A 19,301-nucleotide genomic window follows, 5' to 3' on the forward strand; every position below is an offset into this window, starting at 1 on the left:
TTCCGCGGACCCTGACAAGCGCCGTCCGGCCGACCGGCGGTGCCGTGCATCACTTAGGTGCACCTAACCTGACCTGCGGAAACGATCTCCGATCGATCAAATCGCTGGCGGCCCACGGGGCCGGGCGGCAGACTCCTCGACCATGTCCACACCCCCTGTGACCGGCCCTCTTGTCACCCGCGGCACGCTGGCGGCCGAGCTGCGCGTGCTGGGCGTGCGACCCGGCGAGACGCTCCTGGCGCACTCCTCGCTCAGCTCGCTCGGCTGGGTGTGCGGCGGCGCCGTCACGGTCGTCCAGGCGCTGCTCGACGCCCTCGACCCGGACGGCACCCTGGTCGTCCCCACCCACTCCGGCGATCTCTCCGACCCGGCACTGTGGGGCAATCCGCCGGTCCCCGAGGAGTGGTGGGAGCCGATCCGCGCCGCGATGCCCGCCTACGACCCGCTGCTCACCCCCGCACGCGGGGTCGGCGTGATCCCGGAGACGGTCCGCACCTGGCCGGGCGCCCTGCGCAGCGCCCACCCCCAGACCTCCTTCGCGGCCCTCGGCCCGCGCGCGGCGGAGATCACCGACGGCCACGCGCCCGACTGCCGCCTCGGCGAGCAGAGCCCGCTGGCCCGGCTGGAGGCGCTGGGCGCCCGCGTTCTGCTGCTCGGCGCGGGCTACGACAGTTGCACCGCGTTCCACCTCGCCGAATACCGCATACCGGCGCCGCTCGTCGAGGACGGCCGCCCTGGTCCGAACGGCTGGGAGAGGGTCACCGAGGTGTCCATCACCTCGGAGCGGTTCGACGAACTCGGGCACGACTTCGAACGGGACCGGCCCGTCGTCCGGGGAACGGCGGGCGCGGCCGACGTACGGCTGTTCCCGCTGGCGGACGCGGTGGCCTACGCGGAGCGTTGGCTGGCCCTGCACCGTCCCCGCGAGGAGTTCCGGAACCCGCCCTCCTGAGGACCCCGGCCGCTCCTTAGACTCTTGAACCATGCGAAGTGAGCCCGTCGTCCAGGTCCAGGCCCTGGTGAAGCGGTACGGCACGAAGACCGCGGTCAACGGCCTCGACCTGGTGGCCCAGGCGGGTGTGACCGCCGTGCTCGGCCCCAACGGCGCGGGCAAGACGAGCACGATAGAGACCTGCGAGGGGTACCGGAAGCCGGACGGCGGCACCGTGCGCGTGCTGGGCCTCGACCCGATCCGCGAGGCCGCCGCGCTGCGCCCCCGGATCGGCGTGATGCTGCAGTCCGGCGGGGTGTACTCGGGCGCGCGGGCGGACGAGATGCTGCGCCATGTCGCCAAGCTGCACGCCCACCCGCTGGACGTGGACGCGCTCATCGAGCGACTCGGCCTCGGAAGCTGCGGGCGGACGGCCTACCGCCGCCTCTCGGGCGGTCAGCAGCAGCGGCTCGCGCTCGCCATGGCCGTGGTGGGCCGCCCGGAACTGGTGTTCCTGGACGAGCCGACGGCCGGGCTCGACCCCCAGGCCCGCCGCGCCACCTGGGACCTCGTACGGGATCTGCGCACCGACGGCGTCTCCGTGATCCTGACCACGCACTACATGGACGAGGCCGAGCAGCTCGCCGACGACGTCGCGATCATCGACACCGGGCGGGTCATAGCCCAGGGCTCCCCCGAGGAGCTGTGCCGCGGCGGCGCCGAGAACACGCTGCGCTTCACGGGGCGGCCAGGCCTCGACGTGGCGTCCCTGCTGAAGGCGCTCCCGGAGGACTGCACCGCGGCGGAGCTGACGCCGGGCTCGTACCGCGTGGTCGGCAAGGTCGACCCGCAACTGCTCGCGACGGTCACCTCCTGGTGTGCCCAGCACGGCGTGATGCCGGACCGGATCTCCGTCGAACGGCACACCCTCGAAGACGTGTTCCTGGAGCTCACTGGAAAGGAGCTGCGGTCGTGACGGCCATCAGTACCTACGCGCCGAAGCCGGGCGCCGCGCCCCTGTTCCGCATGATCGGGGCGCAGGCCGCGCTGGAGACGAAGATGCTGCTGCGCAACGGCGAGCAGCTCCTGCTGACGGTCGTGATCCCGACGCTGCTGCTCGTGCTGTTCAGCTCGGTGGACGTCGTGGACACCGGCTCCGGCAAGTCGGTCGACTTCCTCGCCCCCGGCATCCTGGCGCTCGCCGTGATGTCGACCGCGTTCACCGGACAGGCGATCGCGACGGGCTTCGAGCGCCGCTACGGCGTACTGAAGCGGCTCGCCGCCTCCCCACTGCCACGCTGGGGCCTGATGGCCGCGAAGACGGTGTCGGTGCTGGTGACGGAGGTGCTCCAGGTCGTCCTGCTGACCGTGATCGCCTTCGCGCTGGGCTGGTCGCCGCAGGGCAACCCGCTCGCGGTCCTGCTGCTGCTGATCCTGGGCACGGCCGCCTTCTCCGGCCTCGGCCTGCTGATGGCGGGCACGTTGAAGGCGGAGGCGACCCTGGCCGCCGCCAACCTGGTCTTCCTGCTGCTGCTCGTCGGCGGCGGGGTCGTCGTCCCGCTGGACAAGTTCCCCTCCGGCGCGGAGGACGTCCTCGGGCTGCTGCCCATCTCGGCGCTGTCGGAGGGCCTGCGGGACGTGCTCCAGCACGGGGCCGGGATGCCCTGGGGCAACCTCGGGATCCTCGCGGTGTGGGCGGTCCTGGGGCTCGCGGCGGCCGGGAAGTTCTTCCGCTGGGAGTAGCCGGAGGCACGGTCGGCGGGGCCTCGTACACCAAAGGCACGGTCGGCGGGGACCCTCGTGAAACCGTGCACAAGCGGCCCCCTACGATGAGAGGCGTGCCAAACGTGACCCGTGCCGACGCGGAAGCCGCCGTGCGCAACCCGCTCGCCTTCATCGCCGATCGCTGGACCCCGCAGCAGAAGACCGTCCAGCGGGCGGCCCTCACCGCGCTCGTCATGGCGGTCGTCATCGTCGTCACGGGCGGCGTGGTCCGCCTGACCGGCTCGGGCCTCGGCTGCCCGACCTGGCCTACCTGCACCGACGACTCGCTGACCACCACCCGGGCCATGGGCTTCCACGGTGTGATCGAGTTCGGCAACCGCATGCTGACGTACGTACTGTGCGCGGCGGTCGGCTGGGCGATCATCGCCGCGCGCGCGCAGAAGCCGTGGCGGCGCAGCCTCACCCGGCTCGGCTGGGCGCAGTTCTGGCTCGTCATGGGCAACGCGGTCCTCGGCGGCATCGTCGTCCTCGTCGGACTGAACCCCTACACCGTCGCGGCGCACTTCCTGCTCTCCACGGCGCTGATCGCCGTGGCCGCGGTGATGTGGCAGCGCACCCGTGAGGGCGACGCCGCGCCCCGGCCGCTGGTCGGTAAGGCGGTGGTGCAGTTGGTGTGGTTCCTGGTCGCGGCGAGCACGCTGCTGATCATGGTGGGCACGGTGGTGACCGGGGCGGGCCCGCACGCGGGCGACTCCACGGAGGTCTACCGCATCCCCGTCGACTGGGAGACGGTCGCCAAGCTGCACGCCGTGCTCGCCTGGATCGTGGTGACGCTGACGTTCGCCCTGTGGTTCATCCTCAAGGCCGTCGACGCGCCGCGCGGACCGCTGCTGCGCACCCGCGAGCTGTTCCTGATCCTGCTGGCCCAGGGGGCGCTGGGCTACGTCCAGTACTTCACGCATCTGCCCGAGGCCCTGGTGGGCGCGCATCTGTTCGGCTCGTGCGTGATGTGGGTCTGGGTACTGCGTGTTCTGCTGTCGCTGCGGGAACGCCCCGTCGCCGAGCCCGGCCTCGACGCTCCCGCCCCCTCGGACCGACCCGTCGAGCACGCGTCGAGCTGACCCGACCGCTCCGCACAGCCCTTGAAGTGCCCGGTGAGATCACCGGGCACTTCGGCGTTCGCGCGCTGGTCGCCCCGGCCGGTTCAGGCCGCCCGGCCGCCGACCTGGATGCCCGCCATGCGCGTCCATTCGTACGGGCCGGTCTTCACCTTGCCCGCGAACTCGCCGTCGAACGTCTCGTGGACGGTGATCCCCGCCCGCCGCACCGCCTGCTCGGCGATCGCGTAGGTCGGTGCGACGAGATCGCCCCACACGCCGTCCTCGCCGACGAGCACGATCCGGGCGCCGCGCTGTCCGATGTACGCGACCTGGCCCTCGGCACCGCCGTGCGCCTTGGCGAAGGCGCTGATCTCCTTGGCGAACCGGGCCGCCTTGCGCTCGGCCTTCGCGGCCTGCTTGGCGTCGGTGCCCTCGTCAACCTGCTTGGTGTCTCCCATGGTCAGGATGCTACCGACGAGTAGAGGGATCGGCGACGGGAGGGTCCCGTGGCCTTGGCCACGGACAGCAAGAAGCCCCGCGCCCGATGTCGGACGCGGGGCTGACGCCTTACGAGGCTCAGCGGCTCGGCGGCTCAGCGCAGGAACGGGTCCACGGCCACCGCGACGAACAGCAGGGAGACATAGGTGATGCTCCAGTGGAACAGCCGCATCTCCTTCAGCTTCACGCCCGTCGCCTCCGCCTTCGCGCGGTTCTGCAGGGCGTGCGCCTCCCACAGCCACCAGCCGCCCGCCGCGACGGCGACCGCGGTGTAGAACCAGCCCGTGTAGCCGAGCGGGGTCAGCAGCAGCGAGATCAGGACCATCACCCAGCTGTAGATGACGATCTGCCGGGCGACGACCTTGTTGGAGGCGATGACCGGCAGCATCGGCACGCCCACGCGCGCGTAGTCCTCCTTGACCTTCATGGACAGCGGCCAGTAGTGCGGCGGCGTCCAGAAGAACATGACGAGGAAGAGGATGACCGGCGCCCAGGACATCGAGTTGGTCACGGAGGACCAGCCGATGAGGACCGGCAGACAGCCCGCGATGCCGCCCCACACGATGTTCTGCGACGTGCGCCGCTTGAGGATCATCGTGTAGACGACGACGTAGAAGAGGAGCGCTCCGAGCGACAGCCAGGCGGACAGCCAGTTGACGGTGAAGCCGAACAGCAGCGTCGAGACGATCCCCAGCGTGATGCCGAAGGCGAGACACTCCCGGGGGCTGACCATGCCGGTGACCAGCGGTCGCTGCGCGGTGCGGTCCATCAGCGCGTCGATGTCGCGGTCGATGTACATGTTCAGCGCGTTGGCGCCGCCCGCGGAGAGGTAGCCGCCCAGGCAGGTGAGCAGCACGAGCCTGAGGCTCGGCACCCCCTGCTGGGCAAGGAACATCACCGGAACCGTGGTGATCAACAGCAGCTCGATGATCCGCGGCTTGGTCAGCGCCACGAATGCCTTCACCCGGGCCCCAAACGGCCGCTGGCCCCGGCTGCTGCTGCTCCCGAGCACCCCCGGCGGACGGGATTCGACGGCCGTCACGTACACCCCTGACAGAGACATGTGAGCGAGCCCCGTTGTGAACGCCCAATAAAGGCTCGCGCGTACCCACGCAACTTTAGACGTAGCCTCCGTCCCGCCCTTCGCGGGGGTGGCCGTGTTGGCGGCGGCCCCGCGACCCGCTCCTCGGGGCGGCCCGAAGCTCTTACGAGCGCCCACGAAAGAGGGATCCCGACGGTCCTGACAGACCCGGCGCAACTCGAAAGGACGCCCGCACCGACGAGGGTAGGCTCAGAGCGGCCGGTGGGCGCCCAGTGCACCGGCGTCCCATATGTGGAGAGGAGCCCTGACCCAGGGTGAGCACCATGCCGACCACCACAGACCTCGAGTGGACCGCGTTGGACCAGCGGGCCGTGGACACCGCCCGCCTCCTGGCCGCCGATGCCGTACAGAAGGTCGGAAACGGCCATCCGGGTACGGCGATGAGCCTGGCTCCGGCCGCTTACACCCTCTTCCAGAAGGTGATGCGCCATGACCCGGCGGATCCCGACTGGGTGGGCCGTGACCGGTTCGTGCTGTCCGCCGGACACTCGTCCCTGACCCTCTACACCCAGCTCTACCTGGCCGGCTTCGGCCTGGAGCTGGACGATCTGAAGGCGTTCCGCACCTGGGGTTCCAAGACCCCCGGCCACCCCGAGTACGGGCACACCAAGGGCGTGGAGACCACGACCGGCCCGCTCGGCCAGGGTGTCGCCAACGCCGTGGGCATGGCCATGGCCGCCCGCTTCGAGCGCGGCCTGTTCGACCCGGACGCCGCGCAGGGCACCTCCCCCTTCGACCACTTCATCTACTGCATCGCCGGTGACGGCTGCCTCCAGGAGGGCATCTCCGCCGAGGCGTCCTCCCTCGCGGGGCACCAGAAGCTCGGCAACCTCATCCTGCTGTGGGACGACAACCACATCTCGATCGAGGGCGACACCGAGACCGCGGTCTCCGAGGACACCGTCAAGCGGTACGAGGCCTACGGCTGGCACGTCCAGCGCGTCGCCCCCAAGCCGGACGGCGACCTGGACCCGCACGCCCTCTACCACGCGATCGAGGCGGCGAAGCAGGTCACCGACCGGCCGTCGTTCATCGCGATGCGCTCGATCATCGCCTGGCCCGCCCCGCACGCACAGAACACCGAGGCGGCGCACGGCTCGGCCCTGGGCGAGGACGAGGTCGCGGCCACCAAGCGCGTCCTCGGCTTCGACCCGGAGCAGAGCTTCGAGGTCGCCGACGACGTCATCGCGCACACCCGCGCCGCCGTCGACCGCGGCCGTGAGGCCAGGGCCGCCTGGGAGAAGTCCCTCGCGGAGTGGCGCGCCGCCCAGCCCGAGCGGGCCGCCGAGTTCGACCGCATCGCCAAGGGCGAGCTGCCCACGGGCTGGGAGGAGAAGCTCCCCGTCTTCGAGGCGGGCAAGGGCGTCGCGACGCGCGCCGCCTCCGGCAAGGTGCTCCAGGCGCTCGGCGCGGTTATCCCGGAGCTGTGGGGCGGCTCGGCCGACCTCGCCGGCTCCAACAACACCACCATCGACAAGAACAGCTCGTTCCTGCCGAAGGGCAACCCGCTGCCGGGCGCCGACCCGTACGGGCGCACGATCCACTTCGGTATCCGCGAGCACTCCATGGGCGCGGAGATCAACGGAATCGCGCTGCACGGCAACACCCGGATCTACGGCGGCACCTTCCTGGTCTTCTCCGACTACATGCGCAACGCGGTACGGCTGTCCGCGCTGATGCACCTGCCGGTGACGTACGTGTGGACGCACGACTCCATCGGCCTGGGCGAGGACGGCCCGACCCACCAGCCCGTCGAGCACCTCGCCGCGCTGCGCGCCATCCCCGGCCTGAACGTCGTACGCCCGGCCGACGCGAACGAGACCGCGATCGCCTGGCGCGAGATCTTCAAGCGGTACACCAAGGAGTTCGGCAAGGGCGCCCCGCACGGTCTGGCGCTCACCCGCCAGGGCGTGCCCACCTACGAGCCCAACGAGGACACCGCGCGCGGTGGTTACGTACTGGCCGAGGCCGAGGGCGGCGAGCCGCAGGCGATCCTGATCGCCACGGGCTCCGAGGTCCACCTCGCCGTCGAGGCCCGCGAGCGGCTCCAGGCGGAGGGCGTGCCCACCCGCGTGGTGTCGATGCCGTGCGTCGAGTGGTTCGAGGAGCAGGACCAGGGGTACCGGGACAGCGTCCTGCCACCGTCGGTGAAGGCCCGCGTGGCCGTCGAGGCCGGGATCGGTCTGACCTGGTACCGGTTCGTCGGGGACGCGGGACGCATCGTGTCCCTGGAGCACTTCGGCGCGTCCGCCGACGGCAAGGTCCTCTTCCGCGAGTTCGGCTTCACGGCCGAGAACATCGCGACCGCCGCCCGGGAATCGATCGCCGCGGCCCGGCGCTGACGCTCATATACGACACGTAGGAGATGCAATTTCCATGACAGACGCACTCAAGCGCCTCTCCGAACAGGGCGTCGCGATCTGGCTGGACGACCTGTCGCGCAAGCGGATCACGTCCGGCAACCTGGCCGAACTGATCGACCAGCAGCACGTGGTGGGTGTGACCACCAACCCGACGATCTTCCAGAAGGCGATCTCGTCGGGCGACGGATATGAGCGCCAGCTCGCCGACCTCGCGGCCCGCAAGGTGACCGTCGAGGAGGCGGTCCGCATGATCACCACGGCGGACGTGCGCGACGCCGCCGACATCCTGCACCCGGTCTTCGAGGCCACCGACGGCCAGGACGGCCGGGTCTCGATCGAGGTCGACCCGCGCCTGGCCCACAACACGCGGGCCACGGTCGCCGAGGCCAAGCAGCTCGCCTGGCTGGTCGACCGCCCCAACACGCTCATCAAGATCCCGGCCACCGAGGCGGGCCTCCCGGCGATCACCGAGACCATCGCGAACGGCATCAGCGTCAACGTCACGCTGATCTTCTCGCTGGAGCGCTACCGCGAGGTCATGGACGCCTACCTCACCGGCCTGGAGAAGGCCCGGGAGCGCGGCCTGGACCTGTCGAAGATCCACTCGGTGGCGTCCTTCTTCGTCTCCCGGGTGGACACGGAGATCGACAAGCGGATCGACGCGCTCGGCACGCCGGAGGCCAAGGCGCTGCGCGGCAAGGCGGCGCTCGCCAACGCGCGGCTGGCCTACGAGGCGTACGAGGAGGTCTTCGGCGGCGACCGCTGGCTGGCCCTGGACAAGGAGCACGCCAACAAGCAGCGTCCGCTGTGGGCGTCGACCGGCGTCAAGGACAAGGCGTACAAGGACACGCTGTACGTGGACGAGCTGGTGGCGCCGAACACGGTGAACACCATGCCGGAGGCCACCTTGGTGGCCACCGAGGACCACGGCGAGATCACCGGCGACACCATCACCGGCACCTACGAGCAGGCCCGAGCCGACCTGGCCGCGGTCGAGCGGCTCGGTATCTCGTACGACGACGTGGTCCAGCTCCTGGAGGACGAGGGCGTCGAGAAGTTCGAGGCCTCCTGGAACGACCTGCTCAAGTCGACCGAGGCGGTTCTCGAGCGCCTCGCCCCCACGGAGGGCTGAACCCGTGACATCCGTACACGGAGCGAATCCGCTTCGTGACGCCGCGGACCGACGGCTCCCGCGTATCGCGGGGCCGTCGGGCCTGGTCATCTTCGGCGTCACGGGCGATCTGTCACGTAAGAAGCTGATGCCCGCCGTCTACGACCTGGCGAACCGCGGTCTGCTGCCGCCGGGCTTCTCCCTCGTCGGCTTCGCCCGGCGTGAGTGGCAGGACGAGGACTTCACCCAGGTCGTCCACGACGCCGTCAAGGAGCACGCCCGTACGCCGTTCCGCGAGGAGGTCTGGCAGCAGCTCATCCAGGGGATGCGCTTCGTGCAGGGCACCTTCGACGACGACGACGCGTTCGAGCGGCTGCGCGGCACGATCGAGGAACTGGACAAGGCACAGGGCACGGGCGGCAACTTCGCGTTCTACCTCTCGGTCCCGCCGAGTTCCTTCCCCGTGGTCATCCAGCAGCTCAAGAAGCACGGCCTGGCCGAGCAGACCGAGGGCGCCTGGCGGCGCGCGGTCATCGAGAAGCCGTTCGGGCACGACCTGAAGTCGGCCGAGCAGCTCAACGCGATCGTGCACGAGGTGTTCGCCCCCGACCAGGTCTTCCGGATCGACCACTACCTCGGCAAGGAGACCGTCCAGAACATCCTGGCGCTCCGCTTCGCCAACCAGATGTTCGAGCCGATCTGGAACCGGTCCTATGTCGACCATGTGCAGATCACCATGGCCGAGGACATCGGCATCGGCGGCCGGGCCGGGTACTACGACGGCATCGGCGCCGCCCGGGACGTCATCCAGAACCACCTGCTCCAGCTCATGGCGCTCACCGCCATGGAGGAGCCCGCCTCTTTCGACGCGGACGCGCTGGCCGCCGAGAAGACCAAGGTGCTCGGCGCCGTCCGGCTGCCCAAGGACCTGGGCCGGGGCACGGTGTTCGCGCAGTACGCGGCCGGCTGGCAGGGCGGCGAGAAGGCGGTCGGCTACCTCCAGGAGGAGGGCATCGACCCCCAGTCGAAGACCGACACCTACGCCGCGATCAAGCTCGGGATCGACAACCGCCGCTGGGCGGGCGTCCCGTTCTATCTGCGGACCGGCAAGCGGCTCGGCCGCCGGGTCACGGAGATCGCGGTGGTCTTCCAGCGCGCCCCGCACTCCCCCTTCGACACCTCCGCCACCGAGGAACTCGGGCAGAACGCGGTCGTCATCCGGGTCCAGCCCGACGAGGGCGTCACCGTGCGCTTCGGTTCCAAGGTGCCGGGTACGTCGATGGAGATCCGGGACGTGTCCATGGACTTCGCCTACGGCGAGTCCTTCACGGAGTCCAGCCCTGAGGCGTACGAGCGGCTGATCCTGGACGTCCTGCTCGGCGACTCCAACCTGTTCCCGCGCACCGAGGAGGTCGAGCTGTCCTGGAAGATCCTCGACCCGATCGAGGAGTACTGGGACAGGCACGGCAAACCCGCGCAGTACCCGGCTGGCACGTGGGGCCCCGTCGAGGCGGACGAGATGCTGCAGCGAGACGGACGGAGCTGGCGCAGGCCATGAAGATAGACCTTACGGACACCACTGCCAGCAAGATCAACAAGGCGCTGGTGCGCGGGCGTCGCGCCGTCGGCACCCCGGCCGTCGGCATGGTGCTCACCCTCGTCATCGTCACCGACGAGGAGAACGCGTACGACGCCCTGAAGGCCGCCAACGACGCCTCGCGCGAGCACCCCTCGCGCACGCTGGTGGTCATCAAGCGCGTCTCGCGTTCCGCGCGCAACCGCACCTCCTCGCGTCTGGACGCCGAGGTGCGGGTGGGCGTGGAGGCGGGCACCGGTGAGACGGTGGTCCTTCGGCTGTACGGCGAGGTCGTCGACCACGCCCAGTCGGTGGTACTGCCGCTGCTGCTGCCGGACGCCCCGGTCGTCGTCTGGTGGCCGGTGAACGCGCCGCTCGACCCGGCCAACGACCCGCTCGGCGCCCTCGCGCAGCGCAGGGTCACCGACACCTACGCGGCCGAGGAGCCGGTGCGGGAGCTGAACGCGCTCGCCCAGGCCTACACGCCCGGCGACACGGACCTGTCGTGGACCCGCATCACGCCCTGGCGCTCGATGCTGGCCGCGGCCCTGGACCAGGTCACCTGCAAGGTCGACGCGGTCGAGGTCGAGGGCGAGGAGTTCAACCCGAGCTGTGAGCTGCTGGCGATGTGGCTCGCGGACCGCCTCGACGTACCGGTGAAGCGCACGCTGTCGGCGGGCCCCGGCCTCACCGCCGTACGGATGGGCACGAGCTGCGGCTCGATCGCCCTGGACCGCGCGGACGGCGCCCTGGCCACGCTGTCGATCGAGGGCCAGCCCGACCGTGCGGTGGCGCTCAAGCGCCGCGAGACGGCCGAGCTGATCGCGGAGGAGCTGCGCCGGCTCGACCCGGACGACACCTACGCCTCGGCGCTGCGCTACGGCGTGGACCGGCTGACCGCCTCGGCGGCGGCCACGGCGGCGAAGGCCCCGGTCGAGGAGAGCGCGGACGAGGACGCCGTCCCGGCCGAGGCATCCGAGCAGGACGCCCCGGCGCCCGCGAAGAAGGCCGCCAAGAAGGCCGCGGCGAAGAAGGCGGCCACGAAGTGAGCGCGCCCCAGCTCGTCGTGCACCGCGACAAGGAGCTGATGGCCCAGGCCGCCGCGGCCCGGCTGATCACGAAGGTCGTGGACGCGCAGAGTTCGCGTGGCTCCGCGTCGGTCGTGCTCACCGGGGGCCGCAACGGCAACGGCGTGCTCGCCGCGCTCGCCGCGGCGCCCGCCCGTGACGCCGTCGACTGGGGCCGGATCGACCTGTGGTGGGGCGACGAGCGCTACCTGCCGGAGGGCCATCCGGAGCGCAATGTCACCCAGGCCCGTGCGGCGCTGCTCGACGCCGTGCCCCTGGACCCGAAGCGCGTGCACGCCATGCCCGCGTCCGACGGCCCGTACGGCACGGACGTGGAGGCGGCGGCCGAGGCGTACGCGGCGGAGCTGGCACGGGCCGCGGGTCCGGAGAACCACGGCGCGGTGCCGTCCTTCGACGTCCTCATGCTGGGCGTCGGCCCGGACACGCACGTGGCCTCGCTCTTCCCCGAGCTGCCCGCGGTGCGGGAGAGCGAGCGGAGCGTGGTCGGCGTGCACGGCGCGCCCAAGCCGCCGCCGACCCGCGTCACGCTCACGCTGCCCGCGATCCGCGCGGCGCGCGAGGTGTGGCTGCTGGCGGCCGGTGAGGACAAGGCGCAGGCCGCGGCGATGGCGCTGTCCGGCGCGGGCGAGGTCCAGGCCCCGGCGGCGGGCGCCTACGGCCGGTCGCGCACGCTGTGGCTGCTGGACGCGGCGGCGGCCTCCGCGCTGCCGAGGTCGCTGTATCCCCCGGCGTCCCCCTGAGGGGCGACCCGGACCGAGCGCACCGTCGAACGCCGGGCGGGCCGGGGCTTCCCGGCCGTCCGGCGTTCGTCTTCACCGCTGCGTCTTCACCGCTGCGGCTGATACGGCGACGGGCCCGGCGCGTACGGATTGCCCGCGTACGGGTTGTTGCCGAAGGGGTTGCCCTGCGGCGGCATCGTCGGCCTGAGCGGGGGCAGGGTCGCCGGGTGCGCGCTCAGCCGTATGCCGTACCGGCTGCGCAGCCGGTGCATCTCCAGCAGGGCTATCGCCGTGACCGTCACGGGCGCGCCCAGGATGAAGACGATGCCCAGGGTGAGACTGAGCCCGTGCAGATCCCCGGTGAGCAGATCAGGAAGGGCCATCAGCCAGGTCGTCACGGTGGCGAGCAGCGGCGGCAGGCAGCGATGCACTCCCGCGGTGCCGAAGAAGTTGCCGGACACATGGACGGCCCCGACGCCCACGAACCAGGTGAGCCAGATCGCCGCGAGCCCGGCGGGCAGCAGGAAGAACGGGCCGCCCGCCTTGCTCAGTGCCCACATCACCACGGTCATGAAGACCGAGCCGATGAAGAGCAGCAGCAGTTTGAGCGAATCCACCAGCGGGGCGCGCAGTTGGCGGACGGTTCCGGTGCGCCGCCAGACGTAGAGCATGGCCCCGACCGTCAACGGCGTGATGACCAGCACGACGAGACACGCCGTCAGCATGTTCGTCAGCATCTCGTCGAAGGCGAACCCGCCCTGTACGACGGTGTAGACACCGACCGCCGCGACCGTGCCGCAGATGATCCGGAAGCGTTTGAGCCCCTCCACCGTGGGATCGAGGGCCGCGGGAACCCATGCCGGATGGAAGACCGCGCGCGCCACTCTCCGAGGTTTGAGACACGTCCGCACGGTCAGTCGCTCGCTGAGCCATCGTCTGCGCGCCTCGGCCAATGCCGCCCCCTACCCTTCGGCGTTCATGATCGCCGAAGAGTCTACGGGAGGGGTGTGACAGCGCCACGCCCCTCCCTGACCAGGCAGGACAGGCCCTAACGGCCCCGCAACTCGCGGTACTTGGCGACGAGGGCCCGGGTGGACGGATCGAGGCCCGGTACGTCGGCGCCCTCGGTGAGGGCGGGTTCGACGCGCTTGGCGAGGACCTTGCCCAGCTCGACGCCCCACTGGTCGAAGGAGTCGATGTTCCAGATCGCGCCCTGCACGAACACCTTGTGCTCGTAGAGGGCGACGAGTTGGCCGAGCACCGATGGAGTGAGGGCGCGGGCGAGGAGGGTGGTGGTGGGGTGGTCGCCCTTGAACGTCTTGTGCGCGACCAGCTCCTCGGGCACGCCCTCCGCCCGTACCTCGTCCGGGGTCTTGCCGAAGGCCAACGCCTGGGTCTGGGCGAAGAAGTTGGCCATCAGCAGGTCGTGTTGTGCCTTCAGCTCGTCGCTCAGCTCGGCGACCGGCTCGGCGAAACCGATGAAGTCCGCCGGGATCAGCTTGGTGCCCTGGTGGATGAGCTGGTAGTAGGCGTGCTGCCCGTTGGTGCCCGGGGTGCCCCAGACGACGGGCCCGGTCTGCCAGTCGACCTCGCGCCCGTCCCTGCCGACGGACTTGCCGTTGGACTCCATGTCGAGCTGCTGGAGGTAGGCGGTGAACTTGGACAGGTAGTGCGAGTACGGGAGGACGGCGTGCGACTGCGCGTCGTGGAAGTTGCCGTACCAGATGCCCAACAGGCCGAGCAGCAGCGGGACGTTGGACTCGGCGGGCGCGGTGCGGAAGTGCTCGTCGACGAGGTGGAAGCCGTCGAGCATCTCGCGGAAGCGGTCCGGGCCGATGGCGATCATCAGCGACAGGCCGATCGCCGAGTCGTAGGAGTACCGGCCGCCGACCCAGTCCCAGAACTCGAACATGTTGGCCGGGTCGATGCCGAACCCGGACACCTCGCGGGTGTTCGTCGACAAGGCCACGAAGTGCTGCGCGACCGCCTCCTGACCGGCCTTCAGCTCGCCGAGCAGCCAGTCGCGGGCCGACGTCGCGTTGGTGATCGTCTCGATGGTGGTGAACGTCTTGGAGGCGATGACGAACAGCGTCTCGGCCGCGTCCAGGTCCCTGGTCGCCTCGTGCAGATCGGCGCCGTCCACGTTGGACACGAAGCGGACCGTGATGTCGCGGTCGGTGAAGGCGCGCAGGACGTCGTACGCCATCGCCGGGCCGAGGTCGGAGCCGCCGATGCCGACGTTGACGACGTTCTTGATGGGCTTGCCGGTGTGCCCGGTCCACGCGCCGGAGCGGACCCGGTCCGCGAAGTCGGCCATCTTGTCGAGCACGGCGTGCACCCGGGGCACGACGTTCTCCCCGTCGACCTCGATCACCGCGTCACGCGGGGCGCGCAGCGCGGTGTGCAGGACCGCGCGGTTCTCGGTGGTGTTGATCTTCTCGCCGCGGAACATGGCAGCCCGGAGGCCGAAGACGTCCCGGGCCGCGGCCAGCTCGCGCAGCAGCCGCAGCGTCTCGTCGGTGACCAGGTGCTTGGAGTAGTCGACGTACAGATCGCCGACCTGGAGCGTGTACCCGCTGCCGCGTCCGGCGTCGGCCGCGAACAGGTCCCGCATCCGCACCTCGCCGAGCTGCTCGCGGTGCTGGGCCAGCGCGGTCCACTCGGGGGTCTGGTCGAGCCTGGTACGGCTGTCTGCGTTCATCTCGGACTTCCGCCTTCTTCCTGGCCTGGGCTGCTGCGTACTCGTCCCACCGCCGCCCCCAAACTAGTTCATGGGCAGGCGTGGTGACGCAACGTCACGCCGTCGGGCCGCGGTGCACCCGGTTGATGAAGCGCCGTCCGGCCGGGGCCGACCACGCCGATCCGGGCAGGAGTCATCGGGAGCACGACTCCTGGATCACGGAGTCAACTCCTAGATCTCGCCCCGCAGTTTGGCGAGCGCCTCGGCGAGGATCGCCTCACCGTCGGCGTCGCTGCGCCGTTCCCGCACATAGGCGAGATGCGTCTTGTAGGGCTCGGTACGCGGCGGGTCCGGCGGGTTGTCCTGGTCCTGTCCGGCCGGAAAGCCGCAGCGGGGACAGTCCCAGGTCTCGGGAACCTGCGCGTCACTGGCGAAGCTCGGCTGGGTCTCGTGTCCGTTGGAGCACCAGAAGGAGATGCGCAGACGCGGCGCGGACTCGCCACGCTCGGCCTCGCCCATCGGCCCCGCCCCGACCCGGCTTCCTCGGATCGCGTTGCCACTTGCCACGGTCGTAACTCCCTGCGTGATGGTGCCGCGAAGCGAGTCGGCGTTCCGCTTCGCTGCGAGCGCCTCAGTCTACGTAAGGCCCAACGCGCGTCCAGCGATGGGAGTTACCCCCGCCTCCAGACGCAAGCCCCATGATAGGCCGCGTCCGAAGACGCGTACCCATCATGGGGCGTTGCGTGATGTACGGTTCCCCGCTTGCCAGGGGCAGGCGAGAGGCGCTAGTGGTTGGCCTTCATCAGGAGGCCGAGCACCACGATGCACGCGAGCCAGAGCAGACCGATCACCACGGTGATCCGGTCGAGGTTGCGCTCGGCGACCGAGGAGCCGCCGACGGAGGACTGCATGCCGCCGCCGAACATGTCGGAGAGGCCGCCGCCCTTCCCCTTGTGCATCAGCACCAGCAGCATCAGCAACAGGCTGAAGACGATCAGGGCGATCGAGAACCCCAAAACCACGGCTGGACCAACTTCCTCGGATTCGGATGGACGACGGGGCCGATACCGTCAGTGAAAACGTCGTGTGGTGAAACGTCGCGTTCCGCAGCACAGTCTCGGCCCCGCAAGGGTACGACGGATCGCCCCTACCGCATACTCGCGACGTGTCGGATCACCGTCGCCGGGGGTCTCACTGGTCCCGGAAGCGGACGATCTTGACGAACTCGTCGGCGTCCAGCGAGGCGCCACCGACCAGGGCGCCGTCGATGTCCGGCTTCGACATGATCTCGGCCACATTGCCCGACTTCACTGAGCCGCCGTACTGGATGCGGACCTGGTCGGCCACCTCCTGCGAGTACAGCTCGGCGACCTTGCCGCGGATCGCCGCACAGACCTCCTGGGCGTCCTCGGAGCCGCAGACCTTGCCGGTGCCGATGGCCCAGACGGGCTCGTAGGCGATCACGATGGTCTCGGCCTGCTCGGCCGGGATGTCCTGGAGACCGCCCTCGACCTGCGTGAGCGTGTGCGCGACATGGTTGCCCGCCTCGCGGACGTCCAGTTCCTCGCCGACACACAGGATCGGGGTCAGGCCGTGCTTGAAGGCGGCCTTGACCTTGGCGTTCACCAGCTCGTCGGTCTCGTGGTGGTACTGCCGTCGCTCGGAGTGACCGATCACCACATAGGCGCACCTCAGCTTGGCCAGCAACGGCCCGCCGATCTCCCCGGTGTACGCACCGATGTCGTGCACCGAGATGTCCTGGGCGCCGTACTTGATCTTGAGCTTGTCGCTCTCCACCAGGGTCTGCACGGAGCGCAGATCGGTGAAGGGCGGCAGGACGGCCACCTCGACGGCCTCGTAGTCCTTGTCCGCCAGGGCGAAGGCGAGCTTCTGGACGTGGGCGATGGCCTCCAGGTGGTTGAGGTTCATCTTCCAGTTGCCCGCCATCAGCGGCGTACGCGTGCTCATCAGGGTTCAGTCCTCCAGTGCGGCGAGGCCGGGGAGCGTCTTGCCCTCGAGGTATTCGAGAGAGGCGCCGCCGCCGGTCGAGATATGGCCGAATGCCGACTCGTCGAAGCCCAGGGTGCGGACGGCCGCGGCGGAGTCGCCGCCGCCGACCACCGTGAAGCCCGGGGTGTCGACGAGGGCTTGGGCGACCGCCTTGGTGCCCTCGGCGTAGTCGGGGTGCTCGAAGACGCCCATCGGGCCGTTCCAGAAGACGGTGGCCGCGTCGGCGAGCTTCGAGGCGTACAGATTGCAGGTCTCGGGACCGATGTCCAGTCCCAGTCGGTCGGCCGGGATCGCGTCCGCGGCGACGGTGTCGGGGTGCGTCGGGGCCTTCTCCTTGAGGTCCGGGAACGCGGGAGCGACCAGCACATCGACCGGGAGCAGCAGTTCGACGCCCTGCTTCTCGGCCCGCTCGATGTACTCGGTGACGGCAGGGAGCTGGTCCTCCTGGAGGAGCGAGATACCGACCTCGTAGCCCTTGGCCTTGAGGAAGGTGTACGCCATCCCGCCGCCGATGAGCAGCCGGTCGGCCTTGCCGAGCAACTGGTCGATGACGGCGAGCTTGTCGGAGACCTTGGCGCCGCCCAGCACGACGGCGTACGGCCGCTTGACGTCGTCGGTGAGCTTCTGCAGGACACCGACCTCGGTGGCGATGAGGTAGCCGGCGTAGTGCGGCAGCCGGGCCGGGAGGTCGTACACGGAGGCGTGCTGTCGGTGCACCGCGCCGAAGCCGTCGCCGACGTAGACGTCCGCCAGGGCGGCGAGCCGGTCGGCGAACTCGCCGCGCGCGCCGTCGTCCTTCGAGGTCTCGCCCGGGTTGAAGCGCAGGTTCTCGATGACCGCGACCTGACCGGGCCGCAGGCCGTCGACCGTGGCCTGGGCGGCGGGGCCGACGGTGTCCTCGGCGAACGCCACGGGCGTGCCGAGGAGTTCACCGAGGCGCTCGGCGGCGGGCAGCAGCGAGAACGCCGGGTCCGGCGCGCCCTTGGGGCGGCCCAGATGCGAGGCGACGATCACCTTGGCGCCCGCGTCGGCGAGCGCCTTGACCGTGGGCAGGACGGCGCGGATACGGCCGTCGTCGGTGATCCGGCCGTCCGCCAGCGGGACGTTCAGATCGGCACGGACGAAGACCCGCTTGCCGTCCACGCCTTCGGCGAGAAGTTCATCGATCGTCTTCATAGAGGGGACTCCTGGGGGAGGGGCTCCTGGGGAGGGGGCTCTTGATCGTACGAGGGGCGGTCGGTCCGCATGTGAGGCAGGGCTCGGACAACGCGGTCGCGCGCTGCCCGAGCCCTGCCTCACATCGACGTGCCTGGTTCGGCGATCAGAGCTGGTTGCCGACGAAGACCGTCAGGTCGACGAGGCGGTGGGAGTAGCCCCATTCGTTGTCGTACCAGCCGATGACCTTCACGTTCTTGCCTTCCTGGACCATGGTCAGGGAGGAGTCGAAGGTGCAGGACACCGGGGTGTTGACGATGTCGGAGGAGACGATCGGGTCCTCGGTGTACGCGAGGAGGCCCTTCAGCTCGCCCTCGGAGGCCTTCTGGAAGGCGGCGTTGACCTCTTCCCTGGTGACCTCGCGGCCGAGTTCGACGACCAGGTCGGTGACCGAGCCGGTCGGGACCGGGACGCGCATGGCCATGCCGTCCAGCTTGCCCTTGAGCTGCGGCAGGACCAGGGCGGTGGCCTTGGCGGCGCCGGTGGTGGTCGGGATGATGTTCTCGGCGGCGGCGCGGGCGCGGCGCAGGTCCCGGTGCGGGAAGTCCAGGATGCGCTGGTCGTTGGTGTACGCGTGCACCGTCGTCATCAGGCCCCTGACGATGCCGAAGTTCTCGTCGAGCACCTTGGCCAGCGGCGCCACGCAGTTGGTGGTGCACGAGGCGTTGGAGATGACGTGGTGCTTCGCCGGGTCGTACTGGTCCTGGTTGACTCCCATCACGATGGTGATGTCCTCGTTCTTGCCCGGGGCCGAGATGAGGACCTTCTTCGCACCGCCCGCGAGATGCTTCGCGGCGTCCTCGCGCTTGGTGAAGACACCGGTCGACTCGACAACGATGTCAACTCCCAGCTCGCCCCAGGGGATTTGGGCCGGGTCGCGCTCGGACAGCACCTTGATGGTGTGGCCGTCCACGGTGATCGTGTCGGCGGTGTGGGAGACCTCCTGCTTCAGCCGTCCCAGGATGGTGTCGTACTTCAGCAGGTGAGCGGTGGTCGCGGTGTCACCCAGGTCGTTGACAGCCACGATCTCGATGTCCGCACCCTGCTCCAGCAGTGCGCGGAAGTAGTTGCGACCGATGCGGCCAAAGCCGTTGATGCCTACGCGGATCGTCACGAAACCGATCTCCTCGTTAGGTACGCCGGTGATCGACGCCGGCGAGGTGTATGGGATGTCCCCGACCGC

General features: G+C 70.1%; 18 protein-coding genes. 9 read left to right on the plus strand and 9 right to left on the minus strand.

Annotated elements, in window-relative coordinates:
- The first annotated feature begins 142 nt into the window (after window positions 1-142).
- From NGF19_RS02430 to NGF19_RS02445, 4 genes are all read left to right on the plus strand, one after another.
- Window positions 143-952 carry an AAC(3) family N-acetyltransferase gene (locus NGF19_RS02430; RefSeq protein ID WP_252421806.1) on the plus strand — a complete coding sequence of 270 codons (810 nt, stop codon included), beginning with the start codon at window positions 143-145 and terminating at the stop codon, window positions 950-952.
- A gap of 31 nt (window positions 953-983) precedes the next feature.
- The gene (locus tag NGF19_RS02435; protein WP_252421807.1) at window positions 984-1,907 is read left to right on the plus strand and encodes an ABC transporter ATP-binding protein; all 924 of its coding nucleotides are present in this window, start codon (window positions 984-986) and stop codon (window positions 1,905-1,907) included.
- Between the two features lie 50 nt (window positions 1,908-1,957).
- The gene (locus NGF19_RS02440) at window positions 1,958-2,674 is read left to right on the plus strand and encodes an ABC transporter permease (protein ID WP_252422209.1); all 717 of its coding nucleotides are present in this window, start codon (window positions 1,958-1,960) and stop codon (window positions 2,672-2,674) included.
- Window positions 2,675-2,760: 86 nt separating this feature from the next.
- Window positions 2,761-3,777: a COX15/CtaA family protein gene (locus NGF19_RS02445; protein ID WP_252421808.1), complete on the plus strand. Its 1,017-nt coding sequence runs from the start codon at window positions 2,761-2,763 to the stop codon at window positions 3,775-3,777.
- A gap of 83 nt (window positions 3,778-3,860) precedes the next feature.
- On the opposite strand, the gene NGF19_RS02450 is transcribed toward NGF19_RS02445, so the two are convergent.
- Window positions 3,861-4,214 carry a hypothetical protein gene (locus NGF19_RS02450; RefSeq protein WP_252421810.1) on the minus strand — a complete coding sequence of 118 codons (354 nt, stop codon included), beginning with the start codon at window positions 4,212-4,214 and terminating at the stop codon, window positions 3,861-3,863.
- A 134-nt stretch (window positions 4,215-4,348) separates the two neighbouring features.
- Entirely contained in the window at window positions 4,349-5,302 is a 954-nt protein-coding gene (locus NGF19_RS02455; protein WP_252422211.1) for a heme o synthase, read from the minus strand.
- A gap of 308 nt (window positions 5,303-5,610) precedes the next feature.
- On the opposite strand from NGF19_RS02455, the gene tkt reads away from it, so the two are divergent.
- Genes tkt through pgl form a run of 5 tightly spaced genes read left to right on the plus strand, consistent with a single transcriptional unit; the run spans window position 5,611 to window position 12,234 of the window.
- Window positions 5,611-7,698: a transketolase gene (gene tkt, locus NGF19_RS02460; protein ID WP_252421812.1), complete on the plus strand. Its 2,088-nt coding sequence runs from the start codon at window positions 5,611-5,613 to the stop codon at window positions 7,696-7,698.
- Between the two features lie 34 nt (window positions 7,699-7,732).
- The gene (tal, locus tag NGF19_RS02465; protein WP_252421813.1) at window positions 7,733-8,851 is read left to right on the plus strand and encodes a transaldolase; all 1,119 of its coding nucleotides are present in this window, start codon (window positions 7,733-7,735) and stop codon (window positions 8,849-8,851) included.
- A gap of 4 nt (window positions 8,852-8,855) precedes the next feature.
- Entirely contained in the window at window positions 8,856-10,388 is a 1,533-nt protein-coding gene (zwf, locus tag NGF19_RS02470) for a glucose-6-phosphate dehydrogenase (protein WP_252421814.1), read from the plus strand.
- Entirely contained in the window at window positions 10,385-11,455 is a 1,071-nt protein-coding gene (gene opcA, locus NGF19_RS02475) for a glucose-6-phosphate dehydrogenase assembly protein OpcA (protein ID WP_252421815.1), read from the plus strand. Before zwf ends, opcA begins: the two co-directional genes overlap by 4 nt.
- Entirely contained in the window at window positions 11,452-12,234 is a 783-nt protein-coding gene (gene pgl, locus NGF19_RS02480; protein WP_252421816.1) for a 6-phosphogluconolactonase, read from the plus strand. Before opcA ends, pgl begins: the two co-directional genes overlap by 4 nt.
- 86 nt (window positions 12,235-12,320) lie before the next feature.
- On the opposite strand, the gene NGF19_RS02485 is transcribed toward pgl, so the two are convergent.
- From NGF19_RS02485 to gap, 7 genes are all read right to left on the minus strand, one after another.
- Window positions 12,321-13,166: a hypothetical protein gene (locus NGF19_RS02485; RefSeq protein ID WP_372505552.1), complete on the minus strand. Its 846-nt coding sequence runs from the start codon at window positions 13,164-13,166 to the stop codon at window positions 12,321-12,323.
- 95 nt (window positions 13,167-13,261) lie between these two features.
- The gene (pgi, locus tag NGF19_RS02490; RefSeq protein ID WP_252421818.1) at window positions 13,262-14,914 is read right to left on the minus strand and encodes a glucose-6-phosphate isomerase; all 1,653 of its coding nucleotides are present in this window, start codon (window positions 14,912-14,914) and stop codon (window positions 13,262-13,264) included.
- Window positions 14,915-15,124: 210 nt separating this feature from the next.
- Window positions 15,125-15,460, minus strand: a complete 336-nt coding sequence (locus tag NGF19_RS02495) for an RNA polymerase-binding protein RbpA (RefSeq protein ID WP_079060169.1) — start codon at window positions 15,458-15,460, stop codon at window positions 15,125-15,127.
- A gap of 218 nt (window positions 15,461-15,678) precedes the next feature.
- The gene (gene secG, locus NGF19_RS02500; protein WP_252421819.1) at window positions 15,679-15,915 is read right to left on the minus strand and encodes a preprotein translocase subunit SecG; all 237 of its coding nucleotides are present in this window, start codon (window positions 15,913-15,915) and stop codon (window positions 15,679-15,681) included.
- 169 nt (window positions 15,916-16,084) lie between these two features.
- Entirely contained in the window at window positions 16,085-16,861 is a 777-nt protein-coding gene (gene tpiA, locus NGF19_RS02505) for a triose-phosphate isomerase (protein ID WP_252421820.1), read from the minus strand.
- Window positions 16,862-16,867: 6 nt separating this feature from the next.
- On the minus strand, window positions 16,868-18,079 hold the full coding sequence (locus tag NGF19_RS02510) for a phosphoglycerate kinase (RefSeq protein WP_252421822.1): 1,212 nt from the start codon (window positions 18,077-18,079) through the stop codon (window positions 16,868-16,870).
- Between the two features lie 145 nt (window positions 18,080-18,224).
- Complete coding sequence (gene gap, locus NGF19_RS02515; protein WP_252421824.1) at window positions 18,225-19,232, minus strand: type I glyceraldehyde-3-phosphate dehydrogenase; 1,008 nt, start codon at window positions 19,230-19,232, stop codon at window positions 18,225-18,227.
- Between the last annotated feature and the right edge of the window lie 69 nt (window positions 19,233-19,301).

The sequence above is a fragment of the Streptomyces macrolidinus genome (genome assembly GCF_023887685.1).
GTDB classification, from domain to species: domain Bacteria; phylum Actinomycetota; class Actinomycetes; order Streptomycetales; family Streptomycetaceae; genus Streptomyces; species Streptomyces macrolidinus.